Origin of the sequence: Dietzia sp. DQ12-76, assembly GCF_014145045.1 — a bacterium.
Classification (GTDB): domain Bacteria; phylum Actinomycetota; class Actinomycetes; order Mycobacteriales; family Mycobacteriaceae; genus Dietzia.
In genome coordinates this window covers 1-17,230 of sequence record NZ_JAALDV010000017.1, presented here as the reverse complement: position 1 = coordinate 17,230, position 17,230 = coordinate 1, and the positions used below count along the sequence as shown (strand labels likewise).

Sequence of the window (17,230 nt, the reverse complement as noted above, 5' to 3'; positions counted from 1 at the left end):
GCCTGCGTCGCGCCAGCCACCGCCACCGCCGCCTCGGTCGTGGCGGCCTCGGTCGACTCAGCGACCGCGGTCTCCACACGCTCCAGACGAGTGCCCGGCACCCGCCCGTCGCCGTCGAGCAGCGGGGTCGGCCCGAACCCGGGCAACTCCCACCCGCCGACCTCAGCGAAGTCGCGGATCGACTGCTTCCACTGCCCACCGATCAGTCCGTCCAGACCCACCAGTCCGAGCGCGCCGTCCAGGAGCTCCGCCCCGACCTGCTGGCCGTAGTGCTGCGCGAACTCCTCGGGGGTGCCCATGCGGCCCTGCTCCTCGGACGCGGCCGCCCATTTCGCCAGACCCACCTGGCCACGGTTCACCGCGCGAGCTGCCTCGGCGAGCTGCGAGCTCTCGGCGAACCACTCGTTCTGCAGGTACTCACCCGTCGCGGCGATGTGCTCCAGATGCGCGGCGGTCTCACTCCAGGCCCGCGGCCCGGCGTGCAGCACCTTGTGCAGGTCCGGCCCGATCGGCTCCCGACCGAACACGTCGTACACCGCCTGCGCCGCGAGATCTTCGCGATCGTCGTCGTCCCGGTTGATGACCAGCACCAGACGGCGCAGCTCCTCCACCAGGTCGACATTCAGACCCAGCTGACGCTCCAGGAGCGACCACTGCTCGGCAGTGAACACCGGCTCGGGCGCCTTCGTGTGATTGAAGAACGCACCGAAGCCGCCCGGAGTCGGCGGCAGCCACCCGCCCTGGTCGTACCCGAGCTTGGTGGGCCAACGATTCCCAGGACCACCCCAGTCCATCGTCACCGCACCAACACCCGCGGTGAGGTTGGTCAGCGGGTGCAGGTGGTCGTCCGGGAGGCCCTTGAACGCGTCCGGGTACGCGGCCCGGATGCGCCGGTACGTCGGCTCGATTACCTGAAGCAGACCACCCGAAGGGTGGCCGGCGAGCCAGTTCGAGTCCCACTTGTTGATGACGTTCGGGACGCCACCGGACTCGATCTGGATCTGCTGCATCATCGCGTCGATGTACTGCTCAGGGCTGAAACCCATCCGAGCGAGTGCCTGCATCGCTAGCGGGCGCCACCGCATCACATCTGCGCCACCCGGGTCACCGCCGAACTCCTCGAACGCCTTGACCAGCGTGTCGAGCATCGGCTTGACCATCGAATCGTGGACTTTGCCCGGAACCGTGTCGACCATGCCTCCGGCACCGGAGAACCCGTGCGCAAGATCCTTGACCCGCTTGAGGTCATCGCCGATCATCGACTCCACGATCTGGCGAGGATCAACGGACACCACGCCGCCGGACAGGTCGAGAGCAACCCCTGCTGCCTGCAGCGGGGCAGGCAGCGCCCAGTGGACGTGGTTCCTGTGCTGCGCGTTCGTGCCCGCGCTGTAGTTGTGCGGCCTGCCGTGCCAGAGGTTCTGGAACCCGGCGAGCGGCCAGTGAATCAGCTCCAGAGTTTGGCCCGCGAAGTTCCGGTAGATGACGTTGGCCAGTGCCTTCATCTCCGGAGTGCCCGCGTCGCCGCCGTTGGAGAAGTCGGCCGCCATTCCCTTGGAGTGGTAGCCGTTGTCGGTGAAGCGCAGACCCGAGAAGGCCCTGCCGTTCTGCAGGAGCGACGGCCAGTGCTTGCCGACGAACGCCTCCATCGAGCCGACGATGCCGCCCGAGTTGAAGCCACCGAGGTGCCGGTGCTCAAGCATCCGGTTTACGCCGTTGGCGCCCTCGGTCCGGGCCACATGGTTCATCCGCTCGACACCGGCGGGCCCGATCGCCCGCGTCCACTCCGGGCGCATGATCGACTCGCCACCCGACAACCCGATCGACATTCCCGTCCGGGGGTCGACGAAGGTGAACGGGTCCCGGCCCGGGGTGTACCCGGGCAGGACTCCACCCGCCCAGAAGTTGATCGGGTGGGGCGTCATCTTCTTCAGCCCGACCATGTCGGACACGCCGTTCCACATCGACACGAGGCCGTCGTTGAAGACGGGGCCGATTGTGAACCGCACCGGCGCAGCCACGCCCTCGCGGACCCGGTTGAACTCGGTGTTGATCGCCGTGGTGCCGGTGGCGAACGCGCCGGCGGTGTTCGACAGGGCACCTCGCATGTTGGCCAGTGCCGGGTCGACGGTGCCCGTCTGCACGGCCCAGATCCCCGCGCCAGCAGTCTGCATCGACGGCAGGGCGGTGCCGAGCATCGCCACCTGGGTCGCGGCCCCCGTCTGGGTGACGGCCGCCTGCAGCCCGGCGTGAACCGGATCGAACAGCCGCGCCTTGGCATCAGCGATGCCCGCCCCGGCCTGGTTCATCACCGGGACGACGACGCCGTTCATCTGATCCTGGGCGACCTGACCGTAGTCCAGCAGCGACTGCTGCATCCCGGCCACCGCCGGGTCGAACAGAGCAGCCTTTGCCCCGTTGACCCCTTCGCCGACCGCGGTGAACGCCGACCCGATCTGCGCCGAAACATCCAGAGCGGTGCGGGCGGCATCCTCACCGAGGAACTCACCCGTCGCGGCGTACCCGTCGTCGCCGCCAGCGAACGCCGTACCGACCTCGGTCACGGCGGCCCCAGCGGTGCGAGTCACCCCGCCGACGTCGGCGGCGGTGTTCGCCGCGACCCGAGCCAGATCCTCGCCCGCCAGGCTGGCCAGCGCGCCATACCCGTCGTCCCCGCCGTTGAAGGCGATCTGCACCTCACCGGCGGCGGTCGCTGCGGTCTCGGCGAGACCACGCGCCGCGTCGGCGACCTGACCGGCCATGCCCCGCACCCCGTGCACCAGGCCAGCACCGATGTCGGCGCCGAACGAGGCGAACACCTTCGACGGGCTGGCGATCCCCAGTGCCTTCTTGAACGGGTCCTTGACCCAGGCCGGTAGACGGTCGAGGAAGAACTCGCCCAGACGGCTCAGCAGTGATCCGGCGCCGTCGAGTAGGCCCTGCACGATGTTCCGGCCAGTCTCGTACAGCCAGCGGCCGGCCCCGGTCAGAACGCCGATCACCCGGTCGCGCAGACCCGAGACCACGCCCACGACCTCGTCGAACTTCATGCGCACCAGGTCGACCACCGGGCGCACGTAGTCGTCATACAGGCCACGCACCGCGGCACCGACGCGCGCCAAGCCGGCCACGAACCGGTCGCGCAGGGCGCCGAGCTGATCACCCAGCCACGCCAGCCGGTCACCGACCCATCCGAGGACAGGAACGATGACGGTGTCGTACACCGTGCGGACCCCGGCCCAGAGCAGACCCCAGCCCGCGGCAACGACGCCGAAGACGATCCCGACACCGGTCGACCAGAGATCGAACGCCCCCACCACGGCGTCGATCAGGGGCTGGCCGAACTCCGCCCAAGCCAGCTGAACGCCGGTCCACAGGACCTCCCACGCCGCTCGCATGAGGCGGAAGTGGAGCTGCACACCCTCCCACCACAGGCCGAAAGCTGTGACGATCAGATCGACGACGGGCTGACCGTAGGCCTGCCACCCCTCTTGCAGACCGGACCAGATCCCGAGGACCGTCTCACGGATGGTGAACAGGAAATTGACGAGCCCCGAGTCCTCCTCGATGCCGAACGGGGCACCCTTGAAGTCGCCGCGGAACAGGATGTCGCCGACCATCCGCCCGAACTCGATGATGTCGACGAAGAAGTCCTTCACGCGCCCCAGAGCGGCGGTGAACTTCTCCCAGATCTCCCTGCCGTTCTCGGTCTTGGTGAAGAAGGCCCACAGGGCGGTGCCGAGGACCGCCACCGCGGTCACGATCAGCATGATCGGGTTGGCCCGCATCACCGTGTTCAGCACGCGCTGAGCAGTGGCCTGGGCGGTGGTAGCGATCGTCTGCAGCTTCGTCGCGACAGTCAGGTTCTTGATGAACGCGAGCAGCCCGCCGGCGGCGGCGATCTTCTGCTGCAGCACGAGCAGCTTGTACGCGGCGGTGGCAGCCAGAACCGCCGCCGTGAGGGGCACCAGCCACGTCTGGTTGTCGCGAATGAACCCGACCAGTGTGGCGGCGACCGACGCCGTGGTGGCCAGCGCGTCGAACAGATGGTTCAGCGCGGTGGTGATCGCCGGGCCGACCCGCTCCGCGAAGCTGGCCATCACTGGCGCCAGGCGGTCCGAGAACTCGGAGATGACCGGCTCCAGGCGCTCACCCAGTCCATCGACCGCGTCGGAGATCGCGGCGAAGACGGTCGGGGCGTTGTCGAAGATCGGGCCGAGGAGCTTCGCGCCGAAGCGACCGAGCGAGGCGCCCATGTTGTCGAGAGACCCCTTGAAGGTGTCGCCCATCTTCAGGGCCGACCCGCCGACGACGCCCTCCATGACCTGGGCGAAGTCGTCGAACCCGACCTTGCCCTCGGAGATCATCTTGCGCATCTCGTCGCCGGTCACGCCGTACTGCTCCGACAGTGCGGGCAGGATCCCCAGACCGCGGTCCAGGAGCTGGTTCATCTCCTCGGTGGACATCCGGCCACCGGCGGCGACCTTGGCCCAGATGCTGCCCATGTCGGTAAGGTCCGACCCGGTGATCGCCGCGGTGTCACCGACCAGTGACAGGATGCGGGTCAGCTCCCGGCCGGGTTCGATACCGGAGGCGACGAGGGTGCCGGCCAGCCCAGCGGCGTCTCCGAACCCGAACGCGGTGCCCTTGACGGACTCCATCGCCGAATCCATGATCGTCTCGACCGATGCGGCCGAGTGGCCCAGACCGGTCAGCGCTGCCTGCGCCTGGTCGATCGCAGCTAGGCGGTCGAACCCCTTGGTCAGGGCAGTGCCGAACCCTGCGGTCAGACTGGACCCGATTTTCGCGCCCACGCCCAGCAGCGCGCCGGTCCCGATCTTGCCCAGACCCTCGCGGATCTTCGCGCCCATCCCGCCGGACTTCTCGCCGGTGCGCAGCATCTCGTCGCCGGTGCGACCGAGCTCGTCCTGGAACCGGGACAGCTCGGCGCGGGCGTCCGCGAACTCACCGGTGGTGTCGGACTGAGCCTTGTCCAGGCGCCGGGTCGAGGAGATGACGTTCTCGGACGCCTGGGTGGCCTTGTCCTTGGCCGCCGCCAGGTCCTGCTCGGCCGCCGCGATCCGGCCTGTAGTGGCCGCAGACTTCTCCCGGGCCCGCTCGAGGGCGTTCTCCCGGTCCAGGACACTGGCACCAGTGCGGGACCGGGCCTCGGCCAGACGGGACTCGGCGTCCGCGATCTTGTTGACATCCCCCGCGGAGCGGGCCTCGGCCAGCGCACGCTCAGCGGTCGCGACCTCGCGGGAGCCCTTCTCGCGGGCGGCCGTGAGCTTGAGCTCGGCCGACTCGATCTCCCGCGCATCTCGCTTCGCGGCAGACCTCTGGTCAGCGAGTTTCTTCTCAGCGGCCAGTACCGACTCAGCGGCAGCCTGCTCGGCCTTGCGTGCCTTGGTCACCGCGGCGGCGGCCTGGCGTGTGCCGTCGACCATCGACTTGCCCATGTCGTCCGCAGCCTTGCGGCCGGCGGCCATCGCCGGGCCGTTGAGCTCGCGGGCCAGGGTCTGGCCGAGCCCCTTCATGGACACGGTCATCGGGAGGACGGCATAGCCGATAGCAGACACACGCGCCTCCTTGAATCGATGCCGGGTGGCACCGCGGGCCGGGGGAGCTAGGAGCTCCTGTTCCCGGCCACGCGGGCCATGTACCTGCGGTTCTGCTCGGCCGTGGCCGCTCGGCGACTGCGGATCAGCTGCGCTTTGCGCTCCTGGTCGCGCCGGTTCTTTAGGTCGTCCAGGTACGGGTGTTGTTTGCCCGTCAGGGCCGACCACACCGCGTACGTGGCCGCCTGCTCGCCGCTGATGGGGTGCCGCTCGGCGAGCGCACTCGCGAACGCCGACTCCTGCGGAAGGTGGTCCACCAGGAGCAGCAGGCGGCGCAGGGACAGGCGAGTACGGCCGCGGGAGTCACGCCGGTACCGGTCGAGGTAATCCACGCTCGGATAGAAGCGGGCGAAGTCGGCCTCGACGGCGTCCTCGTGCTCGCGGATCCGCCCGAGGAGCCCTAGCCGTTTCCCAGCCCGACGGCCCCCTTCCACGCATCGATGACCTCGCGGAAGTCACGGGCGGTCCAGCGGAGCTGCTTGAGAGTGGCCCAGTTCTCCACGCCGATGAGGGCCTTGAACGCCGCCGTCGGCTTCTCCTCCTCCATGTAGACGATCGCGTCGGGGTCGGCGTCGTTGAACGTGGCCGGCAGCTCGAGCTCGATCTCGGTGCCGTTGATCTCGATCTCGATGGTGATCGTCGCGCGGCCGTCGTCGGAGGTGTCCTCGACGGCGTCGTCGCTGGCCTTGGCGTCGACCTCGGCGGGCGTGGGCGCGGGGGTCTTCACGGTCGCCTTCGGGGCGGCGGGCTTGGTGCTCTTCTTCGCCGGCGTCTTGCGCGCGGCGGTCTTCTTGGCGGTGGTGGTGGTCATGGTGATCCCTCCTGAAATGGCCGATGCCCCGCGGGTTCGCGGGGCATCTTGGTGGTGATCCCTGAGTGATTGCCCCGAAGGGCGAACCCCGGCCGGTGGGGGATCACCAATCCGGCCGGTCGGGGTTCGTCTGTGGGTGAGCGCTTACTCGCCCCCGCCGGCACCGGCGGCTTCGATGCGGATGACCTCGAGGGGCTCGAGTGCGTCATCGCTGGCCGACTTGTGGAACCGGTCGTAGAGGGCGTTGTCCTCGTCCGGGCGGACCTCGACGGTGAACTCGCGGGTCTGGTGCCCGCCGTCGGCGTTGTTGAGGTTGCTCGGGTAGCAGGAGGCCATTGCGCGGGTGACGTCGATGGTGATCGCGCCGTCGGCGTCGACGAGCTTGCGGGCGAAGACGCCCTCGGCGTCACGGGGCACCCGCAGGACGCCGGTGCCGTCGACGACGTAAGGCGAGTTCGGCCACATCAGCTTGTGGATCGTCTCGTTGTCCTCCGCGGCGGTGAACGCCCAGGTGTCCTTCTTGAACCGCTGGCGGCTCTTGAGGAGCCGGCCGCCGAAGCCCTCGGCCTCCTGGCGCTCGGTGTCGCGCTCCTGACCGAGGTCGGCGCCGGCGTTGAGGAACCCGGTCGAGGCCCATGCGTCGCCGAACGTGCCGTCGGCGTTGACCTTGGCGTTCGCGTCGGGGGAGTAGAAGATCTCCGCGTCGTCCCAAAAGCGGACGTTGTCGGCGTTGCGGCGGTAGGGGGTGGGTGCAGACATGGCGTCTCCTTAGTTGCGTGAGGCGTTCACGTTGATCGTGAACGCCGCGAGGAAGCACTCGAGCTTGTCGTCCCGAGTGATGATGAGCCCGGAACCGGGCCGGATGAGTAGCCCGCGAATGGCGCCGGGCTGGATGAGCGCCGCGTCGAGCTGAGACGCGGCGCGACGGGCGATCGGTCGATAGGCCGCGTACACGGCCACGCGCACGGCCTCACGGGTGGCCACGCGGTCGGAGAACGGCGTCGCATCCGAGGTGACGGTGACCGCCACCCCGTCAGCAGGCGACCACCCGTCCGGCAGATCAGAGCGCACTGTCGCGCCCTCCACCCGGTTGATGAGGAAGTCGAGGACACGCTCGGCGCCGTCGACCTGGATCCCGTCACCCATGCCGCCCCCTCTCATCTGACGAAGTAGCGGTTGATGTCCAGGCCCTCCATTGCGGCGGCCTTAGTGACGACGCCGTACTTGGCCTGCGCGGTGAGCCCGCGAGCCTCGGTGATGGCGACCATCACCACGGGTCGGCCGTTGCGGTCCATCCGCATCTCGTATCCGGCCTGATATCCGGCGGCGCGCAACCTGCCGCACACCGCCTCGGCCTTCGCCTTCAGCAGCGGGGGCCCGGCCCGCTGCATCAACGCCAGGACACCGGGTCGATTGAGCCGGATCCGCGGCCGCTTGGCCATTAGCCCTCACCGCGCTTGGCGATGAACTCCACCAGCGGCCGATGAGACCGCAGCGCGGGGCGGCGGTTGATCGACCAGTCGAACGACTCGGCCGTGACCTCGAACTCGCGTCCCCGGATCACCACGCGATCCTTCGACGAAATAACCGTCCCGGCCGGGGCGAGCACCCGGAACTCAAGCACCTGGCCCGACCTGTCCCGGCCGGTGTCCTGCGCCAGCACCGTCGGCTGCACCACGCAGCCGCGAACTTCCCGGGGCGGTTGCGGCGGGATCGGGTAGCCCTTCGCATCGGTCCGCGCGGTGCCGCCGAGAACTGTCACGGTCTCGTGGCCCTGGCCGAGCATCACACCCACCTGCCGACCCTGGACTTCGGGAACCGGCCCCGAGGCAGGCCCACCGGGGCGAGCCCCAGCCGAGCTCGCTGGTCGTCGGTGAGGACGACCTGGCCCCACCGCGAGGACCGGGTGTCGGCGAACCGCACCGAGTCCGACTGGGCACCGGTCGACGAGGTCACGCTCGCCTGACCGGCGTTGCCACCGACCAGCACGACCGCGGCGACCATCTCCCGCATGACCCGGCGAGCAGTGCCCGCGAACCCGGGCCGACGGGCGAGGTCCAAGGCCAGATCACGGCCGGCGACGGCGAGCGCGTCCGCGATCTCTCCCTCGGCGTCCGCGATGAGAAGCTCGAGCAGGTCGAGCTCGTCCTCGTCGAGAGGCCGGGGAATGCGGAGGGCGACCTCCTCGGCAGTCACGCCGATCTGTAGCTCGCTCACCGCACCCTCCCTCCTACTGGCTGGACTTACGCCGACCGCCGCGGGGGGCCGGCTTGGTGGCCGTCGTCTCGGCGGCCGGGGCAGCGCTCGCGTCCGCAGTGGCGGACTCGGCGGTCGTGGTGGTGCTCCCCGGTCCGACGAGCTCAGCGGCGCCGAGATCGATCAGCCACTCCGCGACATCGTCGGCGACCTCGACCTCCTCGCCGCGCGACCGCCGGACCCGACCCCTGGGGGTGGGCTGCACCCACGACTCGGCCGTGATGACGACCTGCATCAGCCGCGCACTCCCGTCAGGATCCGCGCGGCCTTCGGCGCGTCCGTCGCGGTGATCCGGGTGCGGAACGCGTCAGCCCGGTACGACATGTTCGAGCCGCCGTGCTGCTCGCTGCCACCCTCGGGGTAGAGCGGGGTCATCTCGAGCGGGATCGGGTCAGTGCGGAACCCGACCACTCCCGACTCGGCGATGATGACCTGTCCCGGGTCGGCGAACCGGGACGTCAGCACTCGAAGGCCCGCGATCGTGGTCGGCAGGGTGCCCCGGTAGACCGGGTTCTGGTCCGCAAGGTTGCCGATGAACAACTTCTGGTACTCGGCGTTGCGGGTGAGCATCGTGACGGTCCGCGGATGCGCGATCATGATGTCCGGCACGTACCCCAGGTTCGCGTCCGGGTCGTCCTCCAGGTGCGCGTCCTCGATCGCCTCGATCGCGTCGAAGACGTCATCGATCGGCGAGGACCCCGTCGTCGGCCACGGCGACGACACCGGCACCTCGTCCACCCCAGCTGCGGCGAACGTGCGCAGCGAGGCCCGCACATCAGACCGGACCATTGTGTTCTGCAGAGCGGTGATCTGCCGGTTCACCTGGCCGATCTTGTTGAACTTCTTCATTTCGTAGGAGATGCGGACACCGAGGGCGGTCTTGTTGCCGGTGACGAACTTCAGGTCACCACGGCCGATGTCCGCGACCGGGATTTCTCCGAACTCGGCAACGTCCTCGGCGTCCTCCGAGAGGAACGCCTGTGCGGCCTCGCGGTAGGCGACGACCAGCTCGGACTCGCCCTCGTTGCGGAAGATCGCCTCGGAGATCATCGCGCCGTCGAGGTTCTTGATGACCTTCTCGGCAATCCACGTGGGGGCGCCGATCAGGTCGTCGACGGTGAACTTCTCGCCGTCATGGACAGAGGAAATGGTGCCCATAGTGGGCCTCCTTCTAGAGGTGAGAGGCCCTGTTAGGCCGGGATGGTGAGACGGACGCGGACGCGACCGGCCTTGCTGGCGGCGACGGTGACGCCGACCTTGGTCTCGCCCTCGGTGGACGCCTTGCCATCAGCGGCGGCGAACACGTCGTCACCGAGCGCGAACTCGTCGTCGGTGACGATCGGCAGGGTCGCCGGCGCGGTGTGGACGGCGAGGACGTCCGGCGAACCGAGGGTCAGGTCACCGCTCGTGCGGTCACCCTTCGGCGCGCCCTTCTCGGAGACCGCACCGAAGGCGGCCTGCCCGTCGGAGTGGCTGATTCCATCGGCGCCGAGTACGACGATGCGGTTCTTTTCGACCGGCTCGGCCACCGGAAGCGAGATCGGGCCCTGGCGGAACGTGGGGTTGGACATGGTTCTCTCCTTGGTGGGTTAGAGCTTGACGGCGTCGGCGAAGCTGATGGACTTGGCGCGGGCGTCAAGGTCGCTGTTCTGTCCGCTCTGCCCGGCCTGGCCGGGCGTCTTGGTGTGCCCCTGTTCGGCGCGGTTGATGCGACCTGAGGCCAGGGCCGCGATCCGGTCCGCGGTGTCCGTGGGGGCCTCGAGGTAGTTGGCCACCCAGTCGTCTCGGCGGGCGGCGAGAATCTTCCCCGCGTCCACCGCGGCGTCGACGGCGGCCTCGGCGGCAGCCCTGTCGACGGCGTCCTGTGCGCGGTCTCCGGACTCGGCTCGGGCCAGCAGGTCGGCGTAGACCTCCGCGTCGAGGGTGACCGTGTCCGCGCCCGCCGCGGCCGACGAAGACTCGGGTGCGCCCTCGCCCTCGCCGGAATCACCGCCGTCCAGGTTCTCCCCGTCGGTCGATCGGTTGCCGCCATCGTTGGCTCCGGCCTCCTCGTCGTCTCCGGCGGGGTCCGGGTCGCCGGCCTGCTCGGCCAGCGCCTCGTCGAGCGCCGCGAGCGCCTCCTCTTCGGTGACGTCCTCAGCAATCCCGAGCCGCTCACGCAGCCCAGCCATGAGAGCACCCATCGTGTCCTCCTCCTGTCGCGCCGCGGCGACGGTTGGTGCAGGCGCCTCTCGACGACCCGCGTAGTTGAAACTGGCCAGGTTGAACCGGTTGACCGACGCTGACTCCGATCGGTCGGGCTTGCCCGCCGACACCGCATCGATCAGCCCGGCCTCCAGCGCCTCAGCAGGGGTGAACCACTGCTCCGACCGCATCGCCTCCCGCCACATGTCGACCGGGGTGCCCGCCTTCTCGGCGTAGATCGCGGCAACCATCGCCGACTCGGAGTCGATCCGGTCGGCCAGGGCCCGCAGCTCGTCGGCGTTGCCCATCCCGACGATCCACGCGTCATGAATCATCAGTTCGGAGGCGGGCCGCATGATGACCTCGTCGCCGGCCATTGCGATGAAGGAGGCGGCCGACGCCGCCAAACCTTCGACGATGACGGTGACCCGAGCCGGGTGAGAGCGCAGCGAGTTGTAGATCGACATCGCCTCCCACACCTCACCGCCCGGACAGTTGATGAGCAGCGTGATCTCGGAGACCTCGCCGAGCTCGTCCAGAGCGGCGGTGAACTCCTTCGAGGACACGCCCCAGAAGCCGCCCCACGAGTCGATCGGGTCGTACAGGCGGATCGTCGCGACGTCGTCGGAGACCGCGGCGCGCACCTCAGCGCGGGCTCCGCGGCCGGTCAGGAATGGGTTCATGCTGCCTCCTCCTCGGAGGGCTCGGGCCCGTCGTACGGGCGCTTGGTCGGCAGGTTGCCGCGGCGGCGAATCTCCTCTTCGAGGTCCTTGTCCGGCAGGATCACCCCGGCGTTGGCTAGGAGCGCGATCGTTTCCGGTGGCAGATCGTTCTTCGAGCCAATGGGGTCGAACGCGAGTCGCGGGTACGGGCCGCCCTCGGTCCCGAACGCGAAGTCGACCATCTCCTCGACGAGGTACTTGTTCGCCGTAGTCGCGATGCCCTCGGCGATGGTCTGCAGGAACTGGATGAAGATCCCCAGCTGCACCTCGGCGAGAGCGTAGGAGCCGCCCTTGCCGTCGAGGTTGAGCACGTGCGCCAGTGCAGCGCGGGCGATCTGCGAGTCGTGATAGGCGATCGCATCCCGGGGCGAGACCAACTGGCCCTTCACGCCCTCGATGGTGAACGACGCACCGTTGGGGGTACTGACCCCGCCTTCGACGCCGGCGCGGACGTTGTCAACGATCTCCTGCCCGCGCTCGATCTCCTTCTCGTCGCTCGACGCGGCCTTGTAGTTCGGCACTCCCATGCCGTTGCGTTCGAGGATGATCGCTTCCAGGCGCAGCAGCTCGTCCTTCAGCCGCCAGTGCTTGTACGCGCTGCGCAGGATCGAAGTACCCGTCCACGTGTGATCCAGCGGGTCGTGCAGGTAGGCGACCAGGTGCTCGACCGGGATCGGCTTCTCGGCCCTCAGCGCGCCCGCCCGCGGGGCCTGCTCGACAGATTCGAGTCCACCGTCGTCGGCGACGTTGATCTTCTTGATCGTGTCCGCCATCCGCGGTGCCAGCTTTCGCAACCGGTCGCGGCCACTCCGCACCTCGTACACCTTCTCGAAGAACGACACCCCGAACACCACCGACCGCAGCGCCCACGGCAGGTGCTCGGCCCACGAGGCGTGCCCACCCGTCGACGGCAACGGCTGACGACCGTCGTCACCAAGCACCGGCAAGCGCAGATCCTCAGCCACCAACCGAACCACCTCGTCAGAGGCACCATTCGGGTCAATGCGCCACATCGTGCGCAAGATCGGCAGGGTCACCGCAGCAACCACCGACCGCACCTGAGCGTCCTCGCGCAGCATCTGCGCATAGATGCGCGCGGATTGAGGGAACACCAGCTCGCGGTTCTTGTCCGCCATAGGGGTGAAGGGGCCCGAGCGGCGCGCGTACCCCCGCTCGGAACGAGACGGCTCAGCCATGCGGGCACCCCCTGCCAATCGTCGGGATCATCTAGAACGCCATCGCCCGCGCCCGGTGCCGGCTGGGCATCCCGCCCGACCGCGTCGAACTCGAGGACGGCAACGCCACCGGACCCGGCACGAAATCCTCTTCCGGCTCCTCCAAGTCCAGCGGCGGAAAGTGCCGCACCGCCCACGCCGCCAGCGAGAGCGCGACGATCTGGCACGTGCCCGGGCGGCGGATCCACGTCGACGAGGCCGTACCCAGGTGAGCGGCCTGCGCCAACGGCAACGCCTCGTCCAGGAGCGGATCCGGATCGCGGGTCAGCAGACGCTCCTCCGCGCCCGCCGCCAGAACCTCCGGTAACCCCTTGGCCTCCGCGGGCCGCAGCCGCATCACATCCACGCTCCGCTCCTCCAGGAGCGGAATGAGCACGCCCGCCGGGCCGCGCGGATCGACCACCAGCGCCGACGGGGCCTCCACCGCCACAGCCTCGGCCACCCAATCGGCGATCTCGCGCACCCCCAGCTGGGCATGCAATCCGACCGTCACGTGCACCACATCGTCGGCGCACATCACGCCCGCGGCGACCGTCCACATCGCCCGGTCCGGATCCGCCTCCACCACCAACGCCGAGTGCCCCACACGCTCCGGGCGGTCATCGACCATGTCGACCCAGGGGCCGGCCTCGACCACCGCGGGCCCGCCTGCGTCGCCCGCGAGCGAGAACCACATCCCGTGACCCAGGTTCTCAATCGCGAAGATCCGCCGAGCCTCCTCGGTCGGCAGCCCCTGCAGCTTCGCCCGCACCTTCTCGTCCGAGTTCAGCAACCCGAACGCGGGGTTCGCTGCCCGCCAGGACATCGGGTCGTCCGTGGCGGCCCCCTCCGGCGCCGCCCACTCCGCGTAGAACGTCGAGGTGTCCCGACCCTGCAGGACCGCCTCACGGATCCCCGAGATCAGCACACCGTGCGGGTGCATTTCGGCGTTCACCGCCGACGTCGCGTAGATCGTCTGCGGATCGTTCGACGCCTGCATCACCGCGGACAGCGCTGCCAGATCGCCCGAGGTGTAGTCCAGCGCTTCGTCGATGATCACCAGGTCGAACTTCGTCATGCCGCGGCCGACCTTCGCCGACCGTGTGCGGCAGATGAGCCGCCCGCCGTTGTCGAGGATGAAGGTGCCGCGACCTTGCGAGCATCCGCGCCGCACCACCCGCTCGTCGAGGGACTCCTCGGCGGTGATGAGCGCCTCGAGGCGCTCCCACACCTCCTTCGCCGAGTCCCACTCCAGCGACGTGTAGAGGATCTTGTGACCGAGCTTGAACAGCCGGAACAGGATCGTCGCGATGATGATCTCGGTCTTGCCGTTCTGCCGGGGACACACCAGCACGCACGACTTGTGCGTCCACCGGCCTATCTCGTCGACCGCATTGATGTGGTCGACGCCCATCCGCTGCCACGGCATCATCCGGCCCGCGATTCGCGAATACAGCCGGCACACCTTCTCCGAGACCGCCTCGAAGTCCCCCGGGAGGTACTGCAGCGCCCACGGCGTCTGCTTGCCCTCTAGATCCGGCCACTCCGCAGCGATGATTCGGGCGAACTCACTGTCCGGGTCATCGTCAAAGGTCGTCGAGAACGTCACGCCGCTTGGGGCTTCGACCGTCACCGGCGGGCACCTCCTCGGGCTTCGCGGTAGCGAACAGGTCCGGCCGACGGCTCACCCACTGCCGCAGCTCGGCCGACGCCGCGCGCTCGATCTCCACCGCCGGGCTCACAGCCACACCGCGCTCGCCTTCGCGAAGAAGATCCTGATCCGCCCGCCGCCGCGCGGCCCGCATCCGCAGAAGCTGGCCGGCGTACGCCTCGATCGCGATCCGGTCCACCATCGTCAGGTCGACGCGTTCACCGATCTCGGCGATGAGCTGGGCCGATAGGTCGTCGATCGTCACCGAAGGGCACCTCCTGGACTCGGGAGAAATCCACCCTCCGGCCCGTGTAAAAAACTGGTGACTGGGGAGCGCGGGGCAGAGTCATCTGACCTGCGGTTATAAGATTCTGGGGGGTGGGGCTCAGGCGTAGATAAGCTAAGCAGTGTCTTGGCGGTCCGGCCTGGTCACGCCGACGCGATCAATGCGGGCAGCTCGGGCCAGTTGACGAGGGCGCCTTCGTCTCGTCGGCGTCGTTCGGCGTCTCGTTGCCGGGCGGCGAGTAGTGCGGGCCGGCGGTGGTCTCGGGAGCCGTCGCCGCGTTGTTTGTTGCAGAGGTCGTGGAGGAGTCGGTCGGCGGCGCCGGCGGTGTTGCCTTTGGAGCGTGCGCGGGTGTGGTCGGCGTGGAGTGCTCGGCCGTCTGGGTTGTTTGCGGGTTCGCGGTACATGCCGCGTCCGCACCACCAGCAGGGTGTGCCGTCGTGGAGTTGGGCGAGGAGTCCGGCGCGGTTGCGTCGGTGGGTGTGGCCGAGGCCGCGTTGGGTGGTGGTGCGGTTGTCAGCCATGTCGGGGGAGGAGCTGGTTGAAGTCGGCGAGTATCTCTTTGCCGATTTGCCGGAAGTCTTGGAGTAGGTCGTCCCACGGTAGGGCGGCGGCCCGGTACCGCGGGTCTCCGGTCGCGAGGTAGATGCGGCGGTGGAGGCTGGCTCGGTACTGGTCGGCTTCGAGGGCGTCTCCGATGGGCGGGGTCTCGTCTGGCTCGGCGGGTGTGACTTCGGTCAGTGCGGTCGGCATGGGTGCGCCTCCTGGTTTACGGGGCGGTGAGTGTGTCGTACGAGACGGACTCGACGGCGTCTCCGCGGACGAGGTGTTCCATGCCGTCGGTGCCTTCGATTGCGACGAACCGTTGGCCTTGGCCGTGGATCCGGCGGAGTAGCTTCTCGGGTTCCTCGGTGGTGCGGGTGACGATCTCGTGGCCGCCGGTGGTGCGGAGGGTGACGGTGAGCGCGAGCTGCTGTTGGGCTGGCATGGCGCGCCTCCTGGTGGTTTGGTTCCGCGCAGCGTGCCCTCACCCTGAGCTGTGGGTGTGCCGTGAGGCGGGGTGCTTGGCCCGGTTGGGGGCTTTGACGCGGAAGTGGGTGCCCGGTCGTTGCGTCTCGCGTGGGTGCGCGCGGTGCCCTTGGCCCGCCAGTGGGAGGGGAGCGCGGACGGCGTCGACCGGGACGACGATGCCGCCCGGACCACCTTGGTCGGTGGGGTCACGAGCGGCTACGCCTGAAGGGTATCGGTCGGTTGGCTTCACTTGTCAAGGTCTTCTGTTTGACCTGCTGGTTTGCCGGATGGGGAGGCGTCGGATGCGCGCGTGCCGGGCTGCGGCTGCGACCTCGTGGTAGTGGAACCAGACTTCTCCGGCGGGGCCGATGCGTTCTGGGAGGTGTCCGCGGCGGCGCCATTGGTGGATGGTCTTTTCGTCGAGGTGTTCTCCGGTGACGGCGTGGTGGACGGCGGCCATGTCGGCGGCGTCGCCTTGGGCTTGGTGTGCGCGGTGGTGGACGTCGGTGGTGGCGAGGTGGTGGCGGTCGGTGATGGATTCGCCGTCGTCTGGGTTGGTGATGCGTGCGGCGGTGCTGGCGAGTTCGGTGGCTTCGTCGAGGCAGTCGGGTGCCCAGGGGCGGGTGGCGATGCGGTCTGCTGCGAGGTGGAGGTGGCGGCAGAGGCCGGCGGTGCTGGTGTCGCGGGGTGGGGAGAAGTTTGTTTCGGTGGCGAGGTGGTGGGTCCAGCCTTCGGCGCAGGCGCGGATGAGGTCGAGGTGGTCGTAGGCGGCGACGTTGATCGGGGGGCGGGAGGCTGGGGCGCGGGCGATTCGGATGCCGAGGCTGGTGGCTACGCCCATGACGGATCCGGCGAGGAGGTCGTCGAGTTGGGGGATGAGTCCGGCGAGGGTGTGCCAGTGTCCGCCGAGCTCGTCGACCTGGTGCGGTTCGAGGAACGAGTCGGTCATCGGGTTCACCATCCGGCCTTGAGTCGTTGTGCGAGTTCGACCTTGACGGCGTCGGGCCATTCGATCGCGGCGAGCGCGTCTTCGTGGTGGTCGGCTTCGGGTCGGTGCCACAGCAGTCGCATGCCGCCTGCGGTGGCGAGCGCGAGGGCGTCGGCCTGGTTGTGGTCGCGGATGTCGGCGGTTGTCCAGTGGTGGCGCATGGCGTCGAGGACCGCGGTCTTGTCGGCGTTGCCGGCGCCGGTGGCGAACTTGGCGCGGGTCTGGGGGTTGCACACGGCGATGGGGATGCGGCGCGCGGTGAGTCCGACGTAGAGGGCCCACCAGAGGCCGGCGCGTTCGTGTTGGCCGCCGTGTTGGGCGCCGTAGGCGGGACCTTCGATGACGGCGAGGGCGGCGCCCTCGGGCACCGCCTGGAGCACACGGTGCACCTGGCGGCGCAGGCGATGAGCGCGCTGGGCGGTGGTGGCGCCGCGCTTGCCTGCTTCGCCGATGGTGTGGAGATGCGGTCGGTTGGGGGTCTCGGCGATGGTG

The 17,230-nt window shown here is 69.0% G+C and carries 20 protein-coding genes; all 20 read right to left on the bottom strand.

Annotated elements, in window-relative coordinates:
* On the bottom strand, window positions 1-5,549 hold a 5,549-nt coding region (locus G6019_RS00780; protein WP_206681794.1), incomplete at its 3' end, for a tape measure protein.
* 77 nt (window positions 5,550-5,626) lie between these two features.
* Complete coding sequence (locus tag G6019_RS00775; RefSeq protein ID WP_182612098.1) at window positions 5,627-6,052, bottom strand: hypothetical protein; 426 nt, start codon at window positions 6,050-6,052, stop codon at window positions 5,627-5,629.
* Window positions 6,019-6,429, bottom strand: a complete 411-nt coding sequence (locus tag G6019_RS00770; RefSeq protein WP_182612097.1) for a hypothetical protein — start codon at window positions 6,427-6,429, stop codon at window positions 6,019-6,021. The genes G6019_RS00775 and G6019_RS00770 overlap by 34 nt, the downstream gene beginning before the upstream one ends.
* A 144-nt stretch (window positions 6,430-6,573) precedes the next feature.
* Window positions 6,574-7,188 (bottom strand): hypothetical protein, encoded by a 615-nt coding sequence (locus G6019_RS00765; RefSeq protein WP_182612096.1) that lies wholly within the window; start codon window positions 7,186-7,188, stop codon window positions 6,574-6,576.
* Between the two features lie 9 nt (window positions 7,189-7,197).
* Window positions 7,198-7,575 (bottom strand): hypothetical protein, encoded by a 378-nt coding sequence (locus G6019_RS00760; RefSeq protein WP_182612095.1) that lies wholly within the window; start codon window positions 7,573-7,575, stop codon window positions 7,198-7,200.
* 11 nt (window positions 7,576-7,586) lie between these two features.
* Window positions 7,587-7,871, bottom strand: coding sequence for a hypothetical protein (locus tag G6019_RS00755; RefSeq protein WP_182612094.1), 285 nt, complete (start codon window positions 7,869-7,871; stop codon window positions 7,587-7,589).
* Window positions 7,871-8,215, bottom strand: coding sequence for a hypothetical protein (locus G6019_RS00750; RefSeq protein ID WP_182612093.1), 345 nt, complete (start codon window positions 8,213-8,215; stop codon window positions 7,871-7,873). Before G6019_RS00750 ends, G6019_RS00755 begins: the two co-directional genes overlap by 1 nt.
* Window positions 8,215-8,646: a Gp19/Gp15/Gp42 family protein gene (locus G6019_RS00745; RefSeq protein ID WP_309230112.1), complete on the bottom strand. Its 432-nt coding sequence runs from the start codon at window positions 8,644-8,646 to the stop codon at window positions 8,215-8,217. Before G6019_RS00745 ends, G6019_RS00750 begins: the two co-directional genes overlap by 1 nt.
* Before the next feature lie 13 nt (window positions 8,647-8,659).
* Window positions 8,660-8,920, bottom strand: coding sequence for a hypothetical protein (locus G6019_RS00740; RefSeq protein ID WP_182612092.1), 261 nt, complete (start codon window positions 8,918-8,920; stop codon window positions 8,660-8,662).
* On the bottom strand, window positions 8,920-9,843 hold the full coding sequence (locus G6019_RS00735; RefSeq protein WP_182612091.1) for a phage major capsid protein: 924 nt from the start codon (window positions 9,841-9,843) through the stop codon (window positions 8,920-8,922). Before G6019_RS00735 ends, G6019_RS00740 begins: the two co-directional genes overlap by 1 nt.
* 32 nt (window positions 9,844-9,875) lie before the next feature.
* Complete coding sequence (locus G6019_RS00730) at window positions 9,876-10,256, bottom strand: DUF2190 family protein (protein WP_182612090.1); 381 nt, start codon at window positions 10,254-10,256, stop codon at window positions 9,876-9,878.
* Window positions 10,257-10,274: 18 nt separating this feature from the next.
* Entirely contained in the window at window positions 10,275-11,552 is a 1,278-nt protein-coding gene (locus G6019_RS00725) for a head maturation protease, ClpP-related (RefSeq protein ID WP_182612089.1), read from the bottom strand.
* Window positions 11,549-12,727: a phage portal protein family protein gene (locus G6019_RS00720; protein ID WP_182612088.1), complete on the bottom strand. Its 1,179-nt coding sequence runs from the start codon at window positions 12,725-12,727 to the stop codon at window positions 11,549-11,551. The genes G6019_RS00725 and G6019_RS00720 overlap by 4 nt, the downstream gene beginning before the upstream one ends.
* A 91-nt stretch (window positions 12,728-12,818) precedes the next feature.
* The gene (locus G6019_RS17645) at window positions 12,819-14,438 is read right to left on the bottom strand and encodes a hypothetical protein (protein ID WP_182612087.1); all 1,620 of its coding nucleotides are present in this window, start codon (window positions 14,436-14,438) and stop codon (window positions 12,819-12,821) included.
* On the bottom strand, window positions 14,392-14,721 hold the full coding sequence (locus G6019_RS00710) for a hypothetical protein (RefSeq protein WP_182612086.1): 330 nt from the start codon (window positions 14,719-14,721) through the stop codon (window positions 14,392-14,394). The genes G6019_RS17645 and G6019_RS00710 overlap by 47 nt, the downstream gene beginning before the upstream one ends.
* A gap of 164 nt (window positions 14,722-14,885) precedes the next feature.
* On the bottom strand, window positions 14,886-15,263 hold the full coding sequence (locus tag G6019_RS00705) for a hypothetical protein (RefSeq protein WP_182612085.1): 378 nt from the start codon (window positions 15,261-15,263) through the stop codon (window positions 14,886-14,888).
* The gene (locus G6019_RS00700) at window positions 15,256-15,492 is read right to left on the bottom strand and encodes a hypothetical protein (protein WP_182612084.1); all 237 of its coding nucleotides are present in this window, start codon (window positions 15,490-15,492) and stop codon (window positions 15,256-15,258) included. Before G6019_RS00700 ends, G6019_RS00705 begins: the two co-directional genes overlap by 8 nt.
* 16 nt (window positions 15,493-15,508) lie before the next feature.
* The gene (locus G6019_RS00695) at window positions 15,509-15,727 is read right to left on the bottom strand and encodes a hypothetical protein (RefSeq protein WP_182612083.1); all 219 of its coding nucleotides are present in this window, start codon (window positions 15,725-15,727) and stop codon (window positions 15,509-15,511) included.
* Between the two features lie 276 nt (window positions 15,728-16,003).
* Window positions 16,004-16,699 carry a hypothetical protein gene (locus tag G6019_RS00690; RefSeq protein ID WP_182612082.1) on the bottom strand — a complete coding sequence of 232 codons (696 nt, stop codon included), beginning with the start codon at window positions 16,697-16,699 and terminating at the stop codon, window positions 16,004-16,006.
* Between the two features lie 5 nt (window positions 16,700-16,704).
* Window positions 16,705-17,230, bottom strand: a 526-nt coding sequence (locus G6019_RS00685) for a hypothetical protein (RefSeq protein ID WP_182626910.1), incomplete at its 5' end; no start/stop codon positions are given.

Bases quoted from the DNA above. Each gene is read 5' to 3' on its own strand.
- G6019_RS00770 (WP_182612097.1), bottom strand. From the start codon at position 6,429: ATGACCACCACCACCGCCAAGAAGACCGCCGCGCGCAAGACGCCGGCG.
- G6019_RS00765 (WP_182612096.1), bottom strand. From the start codon at position 7,188: ATGTCTGCACCCACCCCCTACCGCCGCAACGCCGACAACGTCCGCTTT.
- G6019_RS00760 (WP_182612095.1), bottom strand. From the start codon at position 7,575: ATGGGTGACGGGATCCAGGTCGACGGCGCCGAGCGTGTCCTCGACTTC.
- G6019_RS00755 (WP_182612094.1), bottom strand. From the start codon at position 7,871: ATGGCCAAGCGGCCGCGGATCCGGCTCAATCGACCCGGTGTCCTGGCG.
- G6019_RS00750 (WP_182612093.1), bottom strand. From the start codon at position 8,215: ATGCTCGGCCAGGGCCACGAGACCGTGACAGTTCTCGGCGGCACCGCG.
- G6019_RS00740 (WP_182612092.1), bottom strand. From the start codon at position 8,920: ATGCAGGTCGTCATCACGGCCGAGTCGTGGGTGCAGCCCACCCCCAGG.
- G6019_RS00735 (WP_182612091.1), bottom strand. From the start codon at position 9,843: ATGGGCACCATTTCCTCTGTCCATGACGGCGAGAAGTTCACCGTCGAC.
- G6019_RS00730 (WP_182612090.1), bottom strand. From the start codon at position 10,256: ATGTCCAACCCCACGTTCCGCCAGGGCCCGATCTCGCTTCCGGTGGCC.
- G6019_RS00725 (WP_182612089.1), bottom strand. From the start codon at position 11,552: ATGAACCCATTCCTGACCGGCCGCGGAGCCCGCGCTGAGGTGCGCGCC.
- G6019_RS00720 (WP_182612088.1), bottom strand. From the start codon at position 12,727: ATGGCGGACAAGAACCGCGAGCTGGTGTTCCCTCAATCCGCGCGCATC.
- G6019_RS00705 (WP_182612085.1), bottom strand. From the start codon at position 15,263: ATGGCTGACAACCGCACCACCACCCAACGCGGCCTCGGCCACACCCAC.
- G6019_RS00700 (WP_182612084.1), bottom strand. From the start codon at position 15,492: ATGCCGACCGCACTGACCGAAGTCACACCCGCCGAGCCAGACGAGACC.
- G6019_RS00695 (WP_182612083.1), bottom strand. From the start codon at position 15,727: ATGCCAGCCCAACAGCAGCTCGCGCTCACCGTCACCCTCCGCACCACC.
- G6019_RS00690 (WP_182612082.1), bottom strand. From the start codon at position 16,699: ATGACCGACTCGTTCCTCGAACCGCACCAGGTCGACGAGCTCGGCGGA.